Source organism: Archangium gephyra (assembly GCF_049060025.1).
In the GTDB taxonomy this organism is placed as follows: domain Bacteria; phylum Myxococcota; class Myxococcia; order Myxococcales; family Myxococcaceae; genus Archangium; species Archangium gephyra_A.
On record NZ_JBMEQQ010000002.1, the window covers coordinates 4,884,667 to 4,902,052 of the forward strand.

Here is a 17,386-nt window from a genome sequence, read left to right on the forward strand (position 1 = left end):
ATCCCTGTGCGCTCCATGCGCACGCCCACTCACCGCTTCTTCGCGCTGCTGCTCGTCGCCGGCCTCGTCGTGGCCGGCTGTGCCCACTCCACCTCGCCCACCGAGGTGCTCGAACGAGCCGCCAACTCGGCGCAGAAGGGAAACGGCGAAGCGCGCACGCTCGCGCTCGCCGGCTTCCACGCCTGGTTGATGACGGGAGACCCGGCCGCCGCCCAGGCCCGCTTCGACGAGGCGGGCGCCAAGGACCCGGCCGACCCCTACGCCCTCTATGGCCAGCACCTGCTCGCGCGCCGCGCCGCCAACCCGCGCCGCGCGCTCGATGCCGCGCTGGCCGTGGCCACCCGCGCGCCGCGCCATCCGCTCGCGGTGCCCTCCTCCCGCTACGTGCTGGACCTGGTGGGCACCTCCCCCGAGCTGGATGACGTCATCCTCACGGGCCTCCAGGCCGCGCTCGACGCCGGTGCCGCGGGCGAGGCCGCCCAGCTCCTGCGCGCCAGCCAGGTGGCCATCCTCGGCCTGAGGGACGACCGGGCCGCCCAGGCCCGCGCGCTCAAGGACATGGGCGCGGTGGACACCGCCACCCTGGTGGGGCCCTTCTCGCCCTGGCACCTGCTCGCCTTCGACGAGACCACCCCGCCGGAGAAGAATGGCTCCCTGGCGGGCCCCTTCACCGGCCCCTTCGGCCCGCTCGTGCCGCGCACCCTGCGCGCGCCCGACAGCCGCCTGGACGTGGCGGGCGAGCCGGCCAGCGGCGACATCTACCTGATGGCCGTGGACGCCGAGGTGTCCGAGGCCGGCGTCTACCTGGTGCGCGCCGTCTCCGCCTCCTCCTTCAAGGTGATGGTGGATGGAGCGCCCCTGCTGGAGCGCCGCGACTTCACCCGCGCCGCCTCCACCGTGGCCGCGCGTCCCGTGCAGCTCGCGGCGGGCCGGCACCGCATCCTCATCAAGCTGCTGAAGGACCAGCAGCGCGGGGCCAACGTGTCCTTCGCCCTGGCGCGCGCGGACGGACGCCCGTCGAACATCCGCTACAGCCCGGCCACCGGGCCCGCGCCCTCCTCGTGGGGCTCGGCGCCCCGGGAAGCGAAGGCGGAGCTGGTGTACCCCCGCGCGGAGGACCTGGCCGCCGCGCTCGCCGGTGAGGCGGGCCCGCTGCTGGCGGACTTCGCCGGAGTGCGCGACGGAATGGGCAGGGACTCCGACGGTGCCTGGCGGCTGATGACGCGCCTGCAGAAGAGCTCGCAGGTGGCCGCCGTCCTGTCGCTGCGCGCCGAGCTGGCCTCGCTGGACCGGAGCATCCCCACCAAGGTGGCGCGCGGGCGCGCGACGCGAGACCTCGAGGCGGCGCTGACGAAGGATCCGGGCGACGTGACGGCGCTGTTGCTGCGCGCCGAGCTGTCGCTCAACGACGGGCAGAACGCCGCGGCGATGGAGACGCTCAAGAAGGCGCGGGCGGCGGCGAAGCAGCCGGGCTGGCCCCTGTACCTGCTGGAGGCGCGCACGGCCATGGCCCTGGAGGTGGAGAGCGCGGCCGAGGAGAGCATGGAGGCGGCGCTCCAGGTGCAGCCGCGGCTGTGTGATGCGCTGGGGCTGCGCTACGGGCTGGCGCGGCGCCGCGACGCGGTGGCGCGCGCGGACGAGCTGATGGCCTCGCTGACGGGCTGCCCGGGCGCGCTCACCCGTGCCGCCGAGCACGCGCGGATGCGGGGAGACCTGGAGCGCTCCGCCGCCCTCTACCAGCAGCAGCTCACGCGCAACCCGGGTGACATCACCACGGGCCTGTCCCTGACGGGCGCGTACGTGGCGCAGCGCCGCTTCGACGAGGCCTCGGCCACGCTGAAGAACCTGAGCGCGCTCTGGCCGCGCAACGCGCGGGTGGTGGAGAAGCTGGCGGACGTGCGCGAGCTGGCCGGAGACGCGGCCGGGGCGCTGGCGCTGCGCGAGCAGGCCCTGCTGCTGGAGGGAGGCAACCTGGCCCTGCGCCGTGCCGTGGTGCGCGCGAAGACGGGACAGGAGCTCCTCCAGGCGCACGCCATCGACGGGCGGCAGGCCATCAAGGACTACGAGGCCAGCCCGGGCCCGCAGGAGAGCGCCGCGGTGTTCGTGCTGGACGCGGCGGCCACGCAGGTGTGGCAGGACGGCTCGCAGGTCACCCGCATCCACACCATCCAGAAGGCGCTGGAGCAGAGCGGCGTGCAGGAGATCGCCGAGGTGCACCTGCCCTCGGGCGCGCAGGTGCTGGCGCTGCGCACCCTCAAGGCGGACGGCACGGTGCTGGAGCCGGAGAACATCGCGGGCAAGGACACCATCAGCCTGCCGGGCGTGCAGGTGGGGGACTACGTGGAGGTGGAGTACCTGGTGGCCGAGGCCTCGCGCGGACCGGCGCAGCCGGGCTTCACCGCGTCGGACTTCTACTTCCGCGTCGCCAACCTGCCGGACCACCGGGCCACGTACACGGTGGTGGCGCCCAGGGGTACGGGCATGAAGGTGGACGCGCACAACCTGAAGGTGCCGCCGCCGGTGGTGAAGGGAGACGAGGAGATCTTCACCTTCGAGGCGAGGAACGTGCCGCCCTTCATCCCCGAGCCGGACGGTCCGCCGTCGAGCACGGAGTACCTGCCCTTCGTGGTGGTGGGCGCGGGCACCACGGGCAACGACAAGCTGGTGACGGTGTACTCGGACGCCTTCCTGGACCGGGGCGCGCTCAACTGGGAGCTGGAGGCCTTCGCGCGCGAGGCGGCCGGAGACAAGCGCGGGCTGGAGGCGGTGAAGGCGCTGTACGCGGCGGTGATGAAGCGCTTCATCGGCCGGGACGCGGGGCTGACGCAGTCGGCGGCGTCGTCGGTGGCGCAGGACCGGGGCAGCCGGCTGTGGGTGCTGAAGGCGGGGCTGGAGTCGCTGGGGATTCCGGCGCGCCTCGTGGCGGTGCGCACCTTCTCGGCGGATCCGGCGGACTACCTCTTCCCCGAGGAGTCGCTGCTGCCGTACGTGGCGCTGCGGGCCGAGGTGCCGGGAGAGGCACCGGTGTGGCTGGACACCACCACGCGCTTCGCCCCCTTCGGCGAGCTGCCCGAGTCCGCGCTGGGCGAGCGGGACGCGTACCTGCTGCCCGAGCCCGGCCGCGCGCTGGAGAAGGTGAAGACGCCGCCGGTGAAGCAGCAGCCCGGCAAGCTGGTGAAGCTGGCGCTGGAGGTGGATGGGAGCGGCCAGCTTCTGGGCAAGGGCGAGGAGCAGTACACGGGCTTCGACGCGGCGCAGCTCGCGGAGGCCTTCGAGGCCATCTCCGGGGAGCGCCGGCGCCAGGCGCTGCAGAGCGCGGTGGGCCGCTACTTCAGCGGGGCGGAGCTGACGGACCTGAAGCTGGAGCGCTCGGAGGAGGTGGGGGCGCCCTTCACGGTGCGCTACGCCTTCAAGGCGTCCGGCTTCGCCCGGGTGGACAAGGACAAGCTGGTGCTGCCCCCCATCACCATGCCCGCGAGCCTGGGCCGCCAGTACGTGCAGCTCAGCACGCGCACCACGCCGCTCTACATCGACGACACGGAGGCGAGCCGCACGGTGGTGACGCTGACGATGCCGCAGGGCTTCCGGCTGGCGGATCCCCAGGCCCAGTTGAAGGTGGAGAGCCCCTTCGGGCGCCTGCTGCGCACGGAGAAGCAGGAGGGCCGCACGCTCACCGTCGACGAGACGCTGCGCGTGGAGCGCGCCCGCATCCCGGTGAAGCAGTACGAGGACTTCGCGCACTTCGCGGGCGAGGTGGACCTCGTCCAGGCGAGGGACCTGGTGCTGGTGAAGTAGGGAGCGCCATGTCCCTGTCCGAGCTGTGCCGCCACTGCGGCCTGTGCTGTGACGGCAACCTCTTCAGCCACGTTCCGCTCCAGCCCGCCGAGGTGGACGCGGCCCGGCGGAACGGGCTGGACGTGGTGCCGCTCGCGAATGGAGCTTCCCGCCATCCGCCAGTGCTGCACGGCCTTGAGGGGCCGCCTGTGCACCCTCTACGCCGAGCGTCCGGAAGGCTGCCGCCGCTATGCCTGCCAGCTCTTCAACGCGCTGGCGGGCGGGACGGTCTCATTCGAGGAGGCGCGCTCGGTGGTGGAGCAGGCCCACGCGCTGCTGTCGGCCGTGGAGCGGGGCCTCGCACCCGGCACGGACCCGCGCCCCGGCTCGGTGCTGGAGCGGGCTCGCTTCGCGGCCTGGGGTGAGGAGGGGGCGCTCTCGTCCGGGACGAGCGCCGCGCGGGAGCGGGCCGAGGCTTTTCTCGACCAGCACTTCCACGGCGGCCCGAGGCGTTTCGAGAACCCGGCCTGAGGTTACGCCACACGCGGTGGACCACGTCCACCGCGTGCGGGTGCTTCCGCTTACGGAGCCGCCGGGCCCGGGCTCGGGCTGGGAGCGCTGGGAGCGGCTTCCTGCGGGGCCGCGTCGGGAGCCTTTTCAGCAGGAGCCGGCTTCCCGGCACCCGCGGCACTCGCCGGCGGAGGGGACTTCTTCGCGTTGGCCGCGGCCTGCTTGACGGCCTCGCGGGCGCGCTGGGCGACCTTCGGCGTGGGCGCGAGAATCATGAACATCATGCGCCCTTCCATGCGGGGCGGCATCTCGACCACCGCCACATCCTTCAGGTCGTTCGCCACGTCCGTCAGGATGGCCGTGCCCTGTTCCTTGTGGGTGATTTCACGGCCACGGAACTGGATGACGACCTTCGCCTTGTTGCCGTCCTCGATGAAACGGCGCGTGTTGCGGACCTTGAACTCGTAGTCGTGCTCCTCGGTCTTCGGGCGCAGCTTCACTTCCTTGAGCTGGACCACGACCTGGGCACGCTTGGATTCCGAGGCCTTCTTCTTTTCCTCGTACTTGAACTTGCCATAGTCCATGACCTTGCAGACGGGCGGCTGGGCCATGGGGCTGATCTCGACGAGGTCGAGCCCTTCATTCCGGGCCAGCGTCAGGGCGGCCTCGAGGGGCATGACGCCAAGCTGGCCGCCATCGGACCCCACGACGCGAACCTCGCGAGCGCGGATACGGCGATTCGTTCTCTGGTCGCGGCTACCGCCGCGAGGACTTCTCTGTTCGCGAATGATGTGATCTTCCTCCGAAAAGGGGTTTCAGACCTGCGCCCCGTAAAGATGGGGCAGGCCCCTGCGATACGGCATCAAGTGGACCGTGGACGGCAGGCGGCCCACCTGGCTGGCATCCCCGTGAAGCCGGGGGGACCTCGATACGCCCCCTCGCCCCAGGGGCGGGAGAGCGTACGAACGGGCCTGTTCTGCCCGTAGCTGTCAGGTCACCCTAACACCAAGCCCGCCGCCCCGCCTCGGAATCCCGCGTCTATGGCGTGTAGACGACGGTGAGCCTGGCGTTTGCCCCATCCTGGACGAAACAGGTAGGCCGTCACGGCCCGGGACTGGGTGAAGCGCAGCCGCCACCGGGTCTTCCCCGTCTTGTTGATGGCCAGGAGCCCGGCCCCGCCGGAATCCGCCGAGGGGGCCGTACCAGGAGTGAACTTCGGCCTACTCGAACGTGCCGTGCCGGCCAGCGCCGTCCGCGAAGCGTTTCGCGCCCGCCAGCGACTCCTTCTCGAGCACCTGGATGCCCCGCTGGAACTCCTGGAGCAGCGCCTGCTCCAGCGGGAGCCCGGCCTGCTCATACGCCGAGCGCCGGTCCGCGTTCATGCAGTCCCGCGGGAAGGCGGCGAGCTCCCGGGCCAACTGCTCCGCGGCCTCGCGCGCACCCCCCCGAGGCACCACGCGGTTGACGAGCCCCATGCCCAGCGCCTCCTGCGCCGTCACCGGACGGCCGGTGAGGATGAGGTCCAACGCGCGTGACAGGCCAATCAACCGCGGCAGCCGCACCGTGCCGCCGTCGATGAGCGGCACACCCCAGCGGCGGCAGAACACGCCCAGCACGGCGTCCTCCTCGGCCACGCGCAGGTCACACCAGAGCGCCAGCTCCAACCCTCCCGCCACGGCGTGGCCCGAGATGGCGGCGACCACCGGTTTGCGCAGCAACATCCGCGAGGGCCCCATCGGCCCATCCCCCTCGGGCGCCAGGTGCGGCAGCCGCCCCTCCGCCACCGCCTTCAGGTCCGCGCCCGCGCAGAAGGTGCCTCCCTCCCCGAGCAGGACTCCAACCCGTGCCTCGTCATCCGCCTCGAACTCCCGGAAGGCTCGCGCGAGGGCCTCGGCCGTGGGGCCATCCACGGCGTTGCGCACCTCGGGACGGTGGAGGATGACGGTGGTGACGGGGCCGTTCTTCTCGACGCGGACGCTCATGGCGTCCTGTGTCCCACCCTCGGGCGTGCCTCGCAATCCGCCCAGACACCCACTTGTGATCCGTGCGAGCGGGCAGGCCCAGGGCGCAACACCTCCACTGTTGGTGTAGGCTGGTCAACACTCAAGGCAGGACCCACTCAGGGACCTGGCCGCCACCCCAGGAACCCCCGCATGTCCGTCGCCACGTCCACACAAGCCCGCCCCGCCCAATGGCAGGAAAAACTCGGCGTCGTCCTCTTCTTCGTGCTGTGTGCCCTGCTCGCGCGCCGCGTGGTGCAGGCGGCCGGCTCCCAGACGGTGGTGATGATCGCGGTGAGCGCGGTGCTGGGCTTCGTGACGGCCGACCTCGTGTCCGGCCTGGTGCACTGGCTCTTCGATACGTGGTTCGCGCGGAACACGCCGGTGCTGGGGAAGACCTTCGTCACCCCCTTCCGCGTCCACCACGAGGATCCGCTCGACATCACCCGCCATGGCTTCGTGGCCACCAACGGCCACAACTGCCTGGTGAGCGTGCCGGTGCTGGCGCTCGCGCTGCTGCTGCCCTCGGGGCCTCAGGCGCCCTGGGCCTCGTCCGCGCTCACCTTCGTGCTGATGCTGTGCCTGGGCGTCTTCGGAACCAACCAGTTCCACAAGTGGTCGCACATGCAGCACGTCTCGCCCCTGGTGTCGTGGCTGCAGGCCCGCGGCATCATCCTCGGCCGCGAGCACCATGACGTGCACCACACCGCGCCCCACACGAGCCACTACTGCATCACCACCGGCTGGCTCAACCGGCCGCTGGAGGCCATCGGCTTCTTCGATGGGATGGAGAGGATCATCACCGCCATCACCGGCCTGCAGCCCCGCGCGGAGGAGCTGAACCTCGCGCCCACCGCTCCGCAGGCCCCCGAGAGCACCCCGGCGCCGGATCTCGCGACGCCGTGAGCCCGCGCTGGGACCGGACCCGCTCCGGTCCCCGCCCGCTCAGAAGCTGTAACGCCCGGTGACCTGCGAGCCGGCGAAGCGCAGCTCCACCGCGCCGTGCTCGCCCTTGTTCTGCTCCCGCCAGCGCCGCGCCAGGGGCCCGAGGTCGAAGCTCGCGGTCCGGTTCAGCAGCGCCTCGCAGGAATCCCCGTTCGCGTCGTGGGCCAGCACCAGCTCCGCCTGCGCCTCGCCCGCCGCGGACTGCTGGAAGGTGCCATTCCAGAGCAGCTCGTACGTGTGCGGCTTGCAGCCGCCCGAGTGCATCACCCTCGCCACCAGCGTGTCGCCCTGGAGCTCGACGCCCTTGAGGATGAGGTCGTCCTTGGGCGCCGGAGCCGCCGTCACCTGAAGCGGCTGGGGCGCCTCCGCGGGAGCCTCCACCGGTGCTTCCGTGGGGCTCCCGGCGCTGGGAGGAGGCTGAGGCTCCTCACCCGCTCCCGTCGAGGACTTCGGCCCCGTGCAGCCGAGCAGGGCACAGAGAACGAGACCACTCCAGACTGGCTTTCGCATATCCCCTCCTGACGGCCCGGTGCGGGCCAGATTCAGACCCTCACCCTAACCCTCTCCCAGGGGGAGAGGGGATATGCACGGGAGGGAACCCGGAGCTACATCCACCCGAGCTGCAGCCGCGCCACGTCCGACATGCGGCTCTGATCCCAGGGCGGCTCCCACACCAGTTGCACGTCCGCCTCCTTCACCCCGGGCAGGCTCGTCACCTTCTGGCGCACGTCCTCCACCAGCACCGGCCCCATGCCACACCCCGGCGCCGTCACCGTCATCTGAATCTCCACCCGGTGACCGCCCTCCGGCAGCGGCGTGGCCTTGCACGTGTACACCAGGCCCAGCTCCACGATGTTCACCGGAATCTCCGGGTCATACACCGTGCGCAGCTGCTCCCAGACACGCTCCTCGTCGAACGCACCCCCGGCGTCCTGGGGCTCGTCGGACTTCGGGTTCTGCGCGAGATAGTCGGCGCCCAGCACCTCGACGTCCTTCTCGTCGATGCGCATGAGCTGCCCATAGTCGCCCTGCACGGTCACGTTGCCGCCAAGCGTCTGGAGCACCCGCACCTCGGTGCCCGCGGGGACCGTCACCCGCTCACCGCTGGGAATCATCGTCACTTCGCAGTCGCGCGCGAGTGGCGTCAGCAAACCTCTCATCCGAGCTTCCTCCCTACTCCGTCGAGACCGAGGACGCCTTGCCCTCGAGCGCCGCGCGCAGCGCATGCCACGCGAGGCTCGCGCACTTCACCCGGGACGGGAATTCATTCACCCCGGAGAGCACCGCCAGCTTGCCCAGGGCCTCCATGTCCAGGCCCTCGGGACCCTCCATCACCAGCTTGTGCACCAGCTCGAAGAGCCGCTCCGCGTCCTCCCGCGACAGCTCCTTCACCGCCCCCGTCATCAGCGACGCCGACGCCCGGGAGATGGCGCACCCCTGCCCCACAAAGCCCACGTCCTTGATGACGTCGCCGTCCATCTTCAGCGTCACCGTGAGCTGGTCCCCGCAGAGAGGGTTGTAGCCGTCGGCCCGCCGGTTGGCGCCCTCCACCTCGCGGAAGTTGCGCGGGCGCTTGCTGTGCTCCAGCACCACCTCTTGATACAGGTCTTGCAGGTCCGAGCTCACGCGAACACCTCCCGCACCTTGTGGAGCCCACGCACCAGCGCGTCGATGTCCTCGCGCGTGTTGTACAGGGCCAGCGATGCCCGCACCGTGGCCGCCACCCCGAAGCACGACAGCAGCGGCTGCGCGCAGTGGTGCCCCGCCCGGATGGCCACGCCCTCGCGATCCAGGATGGTGCCCACGTCGTGCGCGTGCACGTCCTCCATGAGGAAGGACAGCACCCCGGAGCGCTCACGCGCCCGGCTGAACAGCTTCAACCCCGGCACCCCCTCCAGCGCCCGCGACCCGTACTCCAGCAGCTCCTGGTCGTGCGCCGAGATGGCGTCCAGCCCCACCGCGTCGAGGTAGTCCATCGCCGCCGCGAGCCCCACCGCGCCCGAGATGTCCGGCGTGCCCGCCTCGAAGCGGTACGGCAGGCGGTTGTAGACCGTCTTCTCCATCGTCACGGTGAGGATCATGTCCCCACCGCCCTGCCACGGCGGCATGGACTCCAGCACCGAGGCCTTGCCGTAGAGCACGCCGATGCCCGTGGGCCCGAACATCTTGTGGCCGGAGAAGGCGTAGAAGTCGCAGTCCAGGTCCTGCACGTCCACCCGGAAGTGCGCCAGCGCCTGCGCCCCATCCACCAGCACCGGCACGCCCTTCGCGTGGGCCCGTTTGACGATGTCGCGCACCGGATTCACCGTACCCAGCGCGTTGGACACGTGTGTCACCGCGAGCAGCTTCGTGCGCTCCGTCAGGTTCGCCTCGAGCTGCTCCAGCCGCAGGTCTCCCCGCTCGTCCACCGGGAGCATCTTCAGCGTGGCGCCCACCTGCTGGCAGAGCATCTGCCAGGGGACGATGTTCGAGTGGTGCTCCATGGCGGTGATGAGCACCTCGTCACCGGGGCCCACATTGCCGCGGCCGAACGACTGCGCCACCAGGTTGATGGCCTCGGTGCAGCCGCGCACGAAGATGATCTCCTTCGTCTCGCGCGCGTTGATGAAGCGGCGGATGCGCTCGCGAGCACCCTCGTAGGCCTTCGTGGAGCGCTCGGAGAGCGCGTGCACGCCGCGGTGCACGTTGGCGTTGTCGTGCGTGTAGTAGCGCACCAGCGCGTCGATGACGGCCTGGGGTTTCTGCGTCGTCGCCGCGCTGTCCAGGTACACCAGCGGCCGGCCCCGCACCTCCTGGTGGAGGATGGGGAAGTCCGCACGGATGCGCGCCACGTCGAAAGGTGCCCCGCTCATGCCCGTCCCTCCTTCGCTCCCGGGAGCTTGCGTGCCAGCAGCTCCTCCACCTGATCCCTCAGCGCCGCCAGCGGAACGGCCCCCACCACCTCCTTGGCGAAGGCGTGCGTCAGCAGCGACTCCGCCTCCGCCCGGGAGATGCCCCGCGAGCGCAGGTAGAAGAGCGCCTGCTCGTCCAGCCGGCCCACCGTCGCGCCGTGCGCGCACTTCACGTCATCCGCGAGGATCTCGAGCTGCGGCCGCGCGTCCGCCATCGCCGCCTCCGAGAGCAGGAGGTTGCGGTTGGACTGGCGCGAGTCCGTCTGCTGCGCGTCCGGACGCACCAGCACCTTGCCGTGGAAGGTGCCGCGCGCATGGTCGTCCAGCACGCCCTTGTACAGCTCGCGGCTGGTGCAGCGCGGGTGCGCGTGGTCCAGGTTCGTCCAGTTGTCCAGGTGCTGCGTGCCGTGGCCCACGTACAGGCCCTGCAGGGTGCACTCGCCGCCCTCGGCCCCGAAGGCGGAGTGCACCTCGTTGCGCGCGACCGCCCCGCCCAGGGCGATGAGGTGCGAGGCGAAGCGGCTGTCCCGCCCCAGCTCCACGTGCAGGCCGCCGATGTGGAAGGCCGTCTCCGCCTCGGCCTGCAGCTTGAGGTGCGTGACCCGCGCCCCGGTGCCCAGCACCACCTCCGTCACCGCGTTGGTGAAGGAGACGCCCGGCGCCGCGCCCACGTAGCTCTCCACCAGCGTGAGCTCGCTGTTGTCCCCGGCCTGCACCACCACCCGGGGGCTGGCCAGCGCCACGTGCCTGTCACCCCGCGCGAGGAAGAGGAGCTGCACGGGCTCGGTGCACACCGTCCCCGGCGCCACCCGCACCACCGCGCCCTCCTCCAGCAGCGCCGCGTTGAGCGCGGTGAAGGCACTGGCGTCCGTGCGCGCCCGGTGGCCCACCAGCGCCTCCAGCGGCTCGCTGTCCTGCAGCGCCTCGCGCAGGCTGCGCACCGTGAGGCCCTCGGGAAGGCCGTCCAGCCGCGACAGCTCCCGGACGTACCAGCCGTCCACGAACACCAGCCGTGGTCCCGGGCCCGGCAGCGCCAGCCGCGCCACCGCCGCCTCCACCCCGGCCTCGTGCACGGTGCGCACGGGGCTGAAGGCCTGGCCGGAGATGGGGGCCACGTTCATGTACCTCCAATCCTCGAGCTTCGTCGTGGGGAAGCCCTGACGCGCGAGCTGCGCGATGCCCTCCTGCCGGAAGGCCCGCAGCCACGCCGGGGCGCCCGCGGCCCGCTCCGCCTGGAAGCGCTCGGCCAGGTCGAGGTAGTGCTGGAGCCCCGCCTCTGTCACGGCCTCGCCTCCTTGCCACCCGCGGCGGCGCCCTGGCCCAGCCACGCGTAGCCCTTCTTCTCCAGCTCCAGCGCCAGCTCGCGCCCGCCCGTGCGGACGATCTTCCCCGCCGCCAGCACCGACACCTTGTCCGGCACCACGTACTCCAGCAGCCGCTGGTAGTGCGTGATGACGAGCATGCTCCTCTCCGGCGAGCGCAGCGCGTTGATGCCTCCGGAGACGATGCGCAGCGCGTCGATGTCCAGCCCCGAGTCCGTCTCGTCGAGGATGGCCAGCTTCGGCTCCAGCACCGCCATCTGGAAGATCTCGTTGCGCTTCTTCTCGCCGCCGGAGAAGCCCTCGTTCACCGAGCGCTGCATGAAGGCCTGGTCGAGCTGCACCAGCTTGGACTTCTCCCGGGCGAGCTGGAGGAAGTCCATGGCGTCCAGCTCCTCCTTGCCCTCGGTGCGCCGCCGGGCGTTGAGCGCCGTGCGCAGGAAGTGCAGGTTGCCCACGCCCGGAATCTCCACCGGGTACTGGAAGGCCATGAAGACGCCCGCGTGCGCCCGGTCCTCCGGCTGCATGGACAGCAGGTCCTTCCCGTCGAAGAGCACCTCGCCCTTCGTCACCTCGTACGTCTCGCGGCCGGAGAGCACCTGCGACAGCGTGCTCTTGCCCGAGCCGTTGGGGCCCATGATGGCATGCACCTCGCCGGGCATGAGCTCCAGGTCGATTCCCTTGAGGACTTCGCGGCCCGCCACGCGTACGTGCAGACCCTTGATGCTGAGCAGCGGCTTCATCCCACGCTCCCTTCCAGACTCACGCTGAGCAGCTTCTGCGCCTCGACGGCAAACTCCATCGGCAGCTCCTTGAAGACCTGCCGGCAGAAGCCATTGACGATCATCGATACGGCGTCTTCCTTCGAAATGCCCCGCTGCTGGCAGTAGAAGAGCTGGTCCTCGCCAATCTTCGACGTGGACGCCTCGTGCTCCACCTGCGCCGAGGAGTTCTTCACCTCGATGTACGGCAGCGTGTGGGCCCCGCACTTGCTCCCCAGCAGCAACGAATCGCACTGGGTGTAGTTGCGCGCGCCCTCGGCGCTCTTGAGCACCTTCACCAGGCCCCGGTAGGTGTTCTGCCCCCGGCCCGCGGAAATCCCCTTGGAGACGATGGTGCTCTTCGAGTTGCGGCCCAGGTGGATCATCTTCGTCCCCGTGTCCGCCTGCTGCCGGTGGTTGGCCAGCGCCACCGAGTAGAACTCGCCCACCGAGTCATCCCCCTTGAGGATGACGCTGGGGTACTTCCACGTGACGGCCGAGCCCGTCTCCACCTGCGTCCAGGAAATCTTGGAGCGGTGGTGGGCGATGCCGCGCTTGGTGACGAAGTTGTAGATGCCGCCTCGGCCCTCCTCGTCACCCGGGTACCAGTTCTGCACGGTGGAGTACTTGATGGTGGCCCCGTCCAGCGCGACGAGCTCCACCACGGCGGCGTGGAGCTGGTTGGTGTCGCGCATGGGCGCGGTGCAGCCCTCGAGGTAGCTCACATAGGCGCCCTCGTCGGCGACGATGAGGGTGCGCTCGAACTGGCCGGTGTTCTCCGCGTTGATGCGGAAGTAGGTGGACAGCTCCATGGGGCAGCGCACGCCCTTGGGCACGTAGACGAACGAGCCGTCGCTGAACACCGCCGAGTTGAGCGCCGCGAAGAAGTTGTCCGAGTGCGGCACCACCGTGCCCAGGTACTTCTTCACCAGCTCCGGGTGCTCGCGCACCGCCTCGGAGAAGGAGCAGAAGATGACGCCGGCCTTGGCCAGCTTGTCCTTGAAGGTGGTGGCCACCGACACCGAGTCGAACACGGCGTCCACCGCCACGTTCTGCATCAGCTTCTGCTCGTGCAGCGGGATGCCGAGCTTCTCGTACGTCTTGAGGATCTCCGGGTCCACCTGGTCCAGGCTGTCCAGCTTCGGCTTCTTCTTGGGTGCCGAGTAGTAGATGATGTCCTGGTAGTTGATGGTGGAGTACTCTGCCTTCTGCCAGCGCGGCTCCTTCAGGGTGAGCCAGTGCCGGTAGGCGCGCAGACGCCACTCGAGCATGAAGTCCGGCTCGCCCTTCTTGGCGGAGATGAGGCGGATGACGTCCTCGTTGAGCCCGGGGGGAATGGCCTCGGACTCCACGTCGGTGACGAAGCCGGCCTCGTACTGGCGCCTGGTGAGCTCTCTGAATGGTCTGCGTGCTCATGAGTGGGCTCCTCCAGCCGTGGCGGGATTGGGGTTCGGGTTCTGGGCGGGAGCGGCCGGGCGGGCGGGCACCCCGAGGCCCACCAGCCGGGGCACCGGCGCGCACAGGTCCGCCAGCGTCAGCCGCCCGAGCGCGTCCTGGATGGTGCGGTTGATGACGCGCCAATGGCCGCGCACCCGGCACACCGTCTCCAGCTCGCAGGTGCCCGCGGGCGGATGGGCTCCCTGCGCTCCACACTCGGTGAGGGAGACGGGGCCCTCGAGCGCGGAGATGATCTCCGTGAGGGGAATGTGGTCGGCGGGCCGGGACAGCCCATAGCCGCCGCTCGCGCCGCGGTGGGACACCAGCAGGCCAGCACCCTGCAGCCCCTTGAGCACCTTGCTCACCGAGGGTAGGGGCACACCGGTACCGGCCGCCAACTCCCTCGCCGTGCGCGTCTCGTTCCCGGCGCGCGCCAGCTCGGTCAGCAGCACGATGCCGTAGTCGGTCATCTTGCTCATCCGGAGCATTCGGAATCTCTCCAGCCATCCGGCGCCCCCTGTTCCGAGGGCACCTGTGCGTGAGGGCTCTTTAAACAGGACTAAGTTGGTCCGCATTAAAATTCGTGCCGTCAGCGCCCGGCGTCCTGGCTACCCGGCGACTGGGAGTGAAGGCCCGCGAATGGCCGCTCGCGCGGTCCCTCGCGGAAGAGCCACCGTCGAAGAGCCACCGCCGCATACCACCTGAGGGGTACAGACACGGTGCTCTCCACGGCGCATCTTGCGCGCCGACCGTTGGTCCCGGCCAGTGCGTCCCGGGACGGGCCTTCGAGAGGGGGGGAGGCCCGTCCCGGCGTTGTACCCACCTTCAAGCACGCCCCCCTCCATCGAGAAGACATGAACAGGTTTTTCGCAGGGGCCGTCCTCGCGCTGTCCCTCCTGGTTGGCTGCGGCGGTGACGACGACACTCCAGGAGATGGAAACCCGGGAGGAGGCACCCAGCAGCCGTGCAGCGCCTCGAACTGCACGGGCTGCTGCTTCAACAATACGTGCCAGACGGGCAACACCGCCTCCGCCTGTGGCAAGGCGGGAGCCGCGTGCATGGCCTGTGGTTCCAGCAAGGTGTGCAAGACGGACCAGACGTGCGGCGTGGACCCGAACAGCGTCTGGCGCGTGCAGCCCGTCTCGGCCCGCATCGCCTCCAGCGACAATGGCACCTACTGGGATGGTGACGACTCCGCGCCGGACGTCGTCGTCTCGATGCGGTGCCCGGGGTCGACCACCTACACCCAGACGCCCGAGGTGGAGAGCTACACTCCGGCGTGGACCAGCGGCGGCTGCACCGCGAAGGCGAGCCAGTTGCTGGCGGAGCCGTGGGTGTTCCAGCTCTGGGATATCGACTTCAGCAGCGATGACACCATCACCGACTCCCTGGCGCTCCGGATCACCGAGGAGTTCCTCACCGCGGGCACGGTCACCCTCAATCCCTCGGGCGGGATGACGTCCATGACCGTCCAGTTGCAGAAGCAGCCCTGACAGCGGCTCCGTCCACATCGGCGGGGGCGGGCTGGACTCCAGGCCCGCCCACGCCAGCTACTCCACGAGCAACCGCTTCACAGGGGCGGGGTCCACCGCGACCATCAACGGCCGCGTGAAGTTGCTGAACGACACGAGCGCCTGCCCGGGTGCGAGTCTCGACACCCGGTTCCAGAGGCTCTCGTCGATGGTGCCCGCGGTCTTCTGCATCCGGGAGATGACCGTGCTGTCGGTGATCTTGTGGATGATGAAGTTGTTGAGCAGACCGAGCACCTCGTTGGGAAGGTGCTGCGGCAGTTGGGTGACGAAGACGAGTCCCAGCCACCGCTTGCGGCCGCGCTTGGCGATCCGGGCCACCTGCTCGAACAGCACGGGCATCTGGGAGATGCGGCTCGCCGAGAGGAACTCGTGGGCCTCCTCGATGATGATGAGGACCGGCGTGACGGATTGCCCCTGCTCATTGGCCCGCTGGTAGCGCGCCTCCTGGGTCTCCTGGAGCCCGCGGAGGATGTCCGCGATGACGAGGTTGTTGAGCTGGGGCGAATCCGTGTCCGACAGGTCGATCACCGATACCCGCCCGGGAGTCAGCATCGAGCCGTAGTCCACTCCGGGCGCCGAGCCGACATCGAAGAGCTTGAGGCGCCGCAGGTAGTGGAGCTTGCCAGCCAGGGTCTTCCAGCTGATCTCGTTCCTGCTCGCATGGGCCATCACCCGGCCCATCACCCGGCCGAAACTGTTCCGGAACTCGCTGTACAGGGTGGGGAGGTTGTCCTGGGGCGGTTCCGGGCTGTCCGCCTCGGTGCCCTCCGTGGGCTCCAGGAGGCTGGCCTGCCGCCGGGACGTGGGTTTCGACCGGCTCCTGGTCTCCGCCTTCCCCTCGTCACTCAGGCTGTAGATATAGGTGCTCACGACGTCCAGGAGGTGCTGGATGGTCATGCGGGGGAAGCCCGTCGACAGCTCATCGAGGCTCCAACACCTGCTGACGCTCCTCGGGGGTCCTCGGGAAGATGCCGAAGTCCTCCAGCAGCAGCTTGGTGACGTCGTAGGCCTTGTGGAAGCGCTCCCGCTGGGCGTCCGACAGGTCGAGGATCTCCGCGATCGCGTAGGGCGAGAGGCTCGAGAAGTTCAACGCGAACGGGTGCAGGTTCTTGTGCCGGGGGTTGCGGCTGTCCCGGCCCATCAGGTGGTGGATGTGCAGTTCCCTCACGCCCTGGGGTTTCTGCTTGCGGCGCTTGAGCGCCTCGATCATCGACGGGTCGTCGGTGGGCTTGTCCACATGCGTGTATTCCCCCTCCACGTCGAAGACGATGGTGGCGATTCCCGCCTCCTGCGCCCGATGGATGAGCGTCGCGACGGTCGTGGACTTGCCTCCACCCGTCGTGCCGATGATGCCCGTGTGGCGGGGAAGGACGGACTTGTCCATGGGGTGGAAGCGGGCTTCCATGTAGTCGTAGCCCACCACCATCCCCAGACACAGGTCTCCACTCATGCCGAGGACGTGCTCGCTCTCCGCGTCATCCAGGAGGAAGACGGGGCTCTTCGGCCGGGGCCGGTGACCGGGAGGAACCAGCTTCCCGCCGAGCTCCTCGCCGAGGATCTCGATCTCGGCGCGCCCGTGGTAGTCGAAGGTATAGGTGAGCTTCTTGCCCTGGACCACCACACCCACGGCGATCGTGGAATTGGCGGAGACGGCATCGGGCTCGGCGAAGGGGCCGCGGACGACCAGGCCCAGGTAGGAGCGGTTGTCCTCCTTGGACTTCACCCGCACGAGCGTCTGGGATGCCAGCAGGTGGAGATCCTTCCGGGTCGTCAGGACGGTGATGAGGTTGTCCTGGCTCGAGGTGGTGTCGAAGTGGGTGAAGCCCACCGCTTTCTCGAGCTCGGGATCCAGACCCGCGGTCACCCGTTCCGCCTGGTGCCGAAGCTCCTCGAGCTTCTCCGAGCACCTTGTCCGGGAGCGGCCGGACGACCTCATTGTACGGAGCGTCCATGTCCGGAGCCGGTGGAGCCCTGCGCTCCGGCGGAGCGGCAGGACGAGCGGGCGCGCCACGCCCGGGGCCCATCCCGGAAGGTGGCGGAGCCCCACGGCCAGCCGTTTGTGGAGCAGGACCCATCGGCCGCGCGCCACGAGGAGGAGCCGCCGAACCCGGTTGTCCAGGAGCCCTGGGGTTGCCCTGGGGAGCCGCCGGGCGGGCCAACCCGCCGGGGGGCACACCGGTGCCCGGGAACTTCGGAGTCTTGTCGTCAGCCATGTCT

General features: G+C 70.0%; 13 protein-coding genes and 2 pseudogenes. 4 read left to right on the forward strand and 11 right to left on the reverse strand.

Annotation, left to right across the window (positions count from 1 at the left end):
- Positions 1 to 15: 15 nt before the first annotated feature.
- Complete coding sequence (locus ACN28I_RS21265) at positions 16 to 3,795, forward strand: DUF3857 domain-containing protein (RefSeq protein WP_420943787.1); 3,780 nt, start codon at positions 16 to 18, stop codon at positions 3,793 to 3,795.
- Between the two features lie 138 nt (positions 3,796 to 3,933).
- Positions 3,934 to 4,305: a YkgJ family cysteine cluster protein gene (locus ACN28I_RS21270; RefSeq protein ID WP_420943788.1), complete on the forward strand. Its 372-nt coding sequence runs from the start codon at positions 3,934 to 3,936 to the stop codon at positions 4,303 to 4,305.
- A gap of 50 nt (positions 4,306 to 4,355) precedes the next feature.
- Here the strand turns inward: ACN28I_RS21270 and infC are convergent, their stop codons facing one another.
- Together infC and ACN28I_RS21280 are read right to left on the reverse strand one after the other, a co-directional pair.
- Complete coding sequence (gene infC / locus ACN28I_RS21275) at positions 4,356 to 5,075, reverse strand: translation initiation factor IF-3 (protein WP_420948689.1); 720 nt, start codon at positions 5,073 to 5,075, stop codon at positions 4,356 to 4,358.
- Positions 5,076 to 5,504: 429 nt separating this feature from the next.
- Positions 5,505 to 6,266, reverse strand: a complete 762-nt coding sequence (locus ACN28I_RS21280; protein WP_420943789.1) for a crotonase/enoyl-CoA hydratase family protein — start codon at positions 6,264 to 6,266, stop codon at positions 5,505 to 5,507.
- Positions 6,267 to 6,437: 171 nt separating this feature from the next.
- Between ACN28I_RS21280 and ACN28I_RS21285 the strand changes: the two genes are divergently transcribed.
- The gene (locus tag ACN28I_RS21285; protein WP_420943790.1) at positions 6,438 to 7,190 is read left to right on the forward strand and encodes a fatty acid desaturase family protein; all 753 of its coding nucleotides are present in this window, start codon (positions 6,438 to 6,440) and stop codon (positions 7,188 to 7,190) included.
- 39 nt (positions 7,191 to 7,229) lie between these two features.
- Here ACN28I_RS21285 and ACN28I_RS21290 read toward each other — a convergent pair whose 3' ends face one another.
- The 8 genes and pseudogenes from ACN28I_RS21290 to ACN28I_RS21325 form a co-directional block, all read right to left on the reverse strand.
- Positions 7,230 to 7,739, reverse strand: coding sequence for a hypothetical protein (locus tag ACN28I_RS21290; protein ID WP_420943791.1), 510 nt, complete (start codon positions 7,737 to 7,739; stop codon positions 7,230 to 7,232).
- Positions 7,740 to 7,834: 95 nt separating this feature from the next.
- The gene (gene sufT, locus ACN28I_RS21295) at positions 7,835 to 8,389 is read right to left on the reverse strand and encodes a putative Fe-S cluster assembly protein SufT (RefSeq protein WP_420943792.1); all 555 of its coding nucleotides are present in this window, start codon (positions 8,387 to 8,389) and stop codon (positions 7,835 to 7,837) included.
- 13 nt (positions 8,390 to 8,402) lie between these two features.
- On the reverse strand, positions 8,403 to 8,855 hold the full coding sequence (sufU, locus tag ACN28I_RS21300) for a Fe-S cluster assembly sulfur transfer protein SufU (RefSeq protein ID WP_420943793.1): 453 nt from the start codon (positions 8,853 to 8,855) through the stop codon (positions 8,403 to 8,405).
- Entirely contained in the window at positions 8,852 to 10,081 is a 1,230-nt protein-coding gene (locus ACN28I_RS21305) for a SufS family cysteine desulfurase (RefSeq protein WP_420943794.1), read from the reverse strand. The genes sufU and ACN28I_RS21305 overlap by 4 nt, the downstream gene beginning before the upstream one ends.
- Positions 10,078 to 11,403, reverse strand: a complete 1,326-nt coding sequence (sufD, locus tag ACN28I_RS21310) for a Fe-S cluster assembly protein SufD (RefSeq protein WP_420943795.1) — start codon at positions 11,401 to 11,403, stop codon at positions 10,078 to 10,080. Before sufD ends, ACN28I_RS21305 begins: the two co-directional genes overlap by 4 nt.
- On the reverse strand, positions 11,400 to 12,290 hold the full coding sequence (gene sufC / locus ACN28I_RS21315) for a Fe-S cluster assembly ATPase SufC (protein WP_420948690.1): 891 nt from the start codon (positions 12,288 to 12,290) through the stop codon (positions 11,400 to 11,402). The genes sufD and sufC overlap by 4 nt, the downstream gene beginning before the upstream one ends.
- Positions 12,179 to 13,616: pseudogene (sufB, locus tag ACN28I_RS21320) on the reverse strand (Fe-S cluster assembly protein SufB). The gene sufC and the pseudogene sufB overlap by 112 nt, the downstream one beginning before the upstream one ends.
- A complete protein-coding gene (locus ACN28I_RS21325) occupies positions 13,613 to 14,125 on the reverse strand; it encodes an SUF system Fe-S cluster assembly regulator (protein WP_420943796.1) in 513 nt (170 codons plus the stop codon). Before ACN28I_RS21325 ends, sufB begins: the two are co-directional and overlap by 4 nt.
- Positions 14,126 to 14,491: 366 nt before the next feature.
- Between ACN28I_RS21325 and ACN28I_RS21330 the strand changes: the two genes are divergently transcribed.
- A complete protein-coding gene (locus ACN28I_RS21330; RefSeq protein WP_420943797.1) occupies positions 14,492 to 15,130 on the forward strand; it encodes a hypothetical protein in 639 nt (212 codons plus the stop codon).
- A gap of 57 nt (positions 15,131 to 15,187) precedes the next feature.
- Here ACN28I_RS21330 and ACN28I_RS21335 read toward each other — a convergent pair.
- Positions 15,188 to 17,382 (reverse strand): annotated as a pseudogene (locus ACN28I_RS21335) (helicase HerA-like domain-containing protein).
- Positions 17,383 to 17,386 lie beyond the last annotated feature (4 nt).

What these genes read in the sequence shown, in the direction of transcription:
- ACN28I_RS21265 (WP_420943787.1), top strand. Translation starts at nt 16, where the DNA reads ATGCGCACGCCCACTCACCGCTTCTTCGCGCTGCTGCTCGTCGCCGGC.
- ACN28I_RS21270 (WP_420943788.1), top strand. Translation starts at nt 3,934, where the DNA reads ATGGAGCTTCCCGCCATCCGCCAGTGCTGCACGGCCTTGAGGGGCCGC.
- ACN28I_RS21280 (WP_420943789.1), bottom strand. Translation starts at nt 6,266, where the DNA reads ATGAGCGTCCGCGTCGAGAAGAACGGCCCCGTCACCACCGTCATCCTC.
- ACN28I_RS21285 (WP_420943790.1), top strand. Translation starts at nt 6,438, where the DNA reads ATGTCCGTCGCCACGTCCACACAAGCCCGCCCCGCCCAATGGCAGGAA.
- ACN28I_RS21290 (WP_420943791.1), bottom strand. Translation starts at nt 7,739, where the DNA reads ATGCGAAAGCCAGTCTGGAGTGGTCTCGTTCTCTGTGCCCTGCTCGGC.
- sufT (WP_420943792.1), bottom strand. Translation starts at nt 8,389, where the DNA reads ATGAGAGGTTTGCTGACGCCACTCGCGCGCGACTGCGAAGTGACGATG.
- ACN28I_RS21305 (WP_420943794.1), bottom strand. Translation starts at nt 10,081, where the DNA reads ATGAGCGGGGCACCTTTCGACGTGGCGCGCATCCGTGCGGACTTCCCC.
- ACN28I_RS21325 (WP_420943796.1), bottom strand. Translation starts at nt 14,125, where the DNA reads ATGCTCCGGATGAGCAAGATGACCGACTACGGCATCGTGCTGCTGACC.
- ACN28I_RS21330 (WP_420943797.1), top strand. Translation starts at nt 14,492, where the DNA reads ATGAACAGGTTTTTCGCAGGGGCCGTCCTCGCGCTGTCCCTCCTGGTT.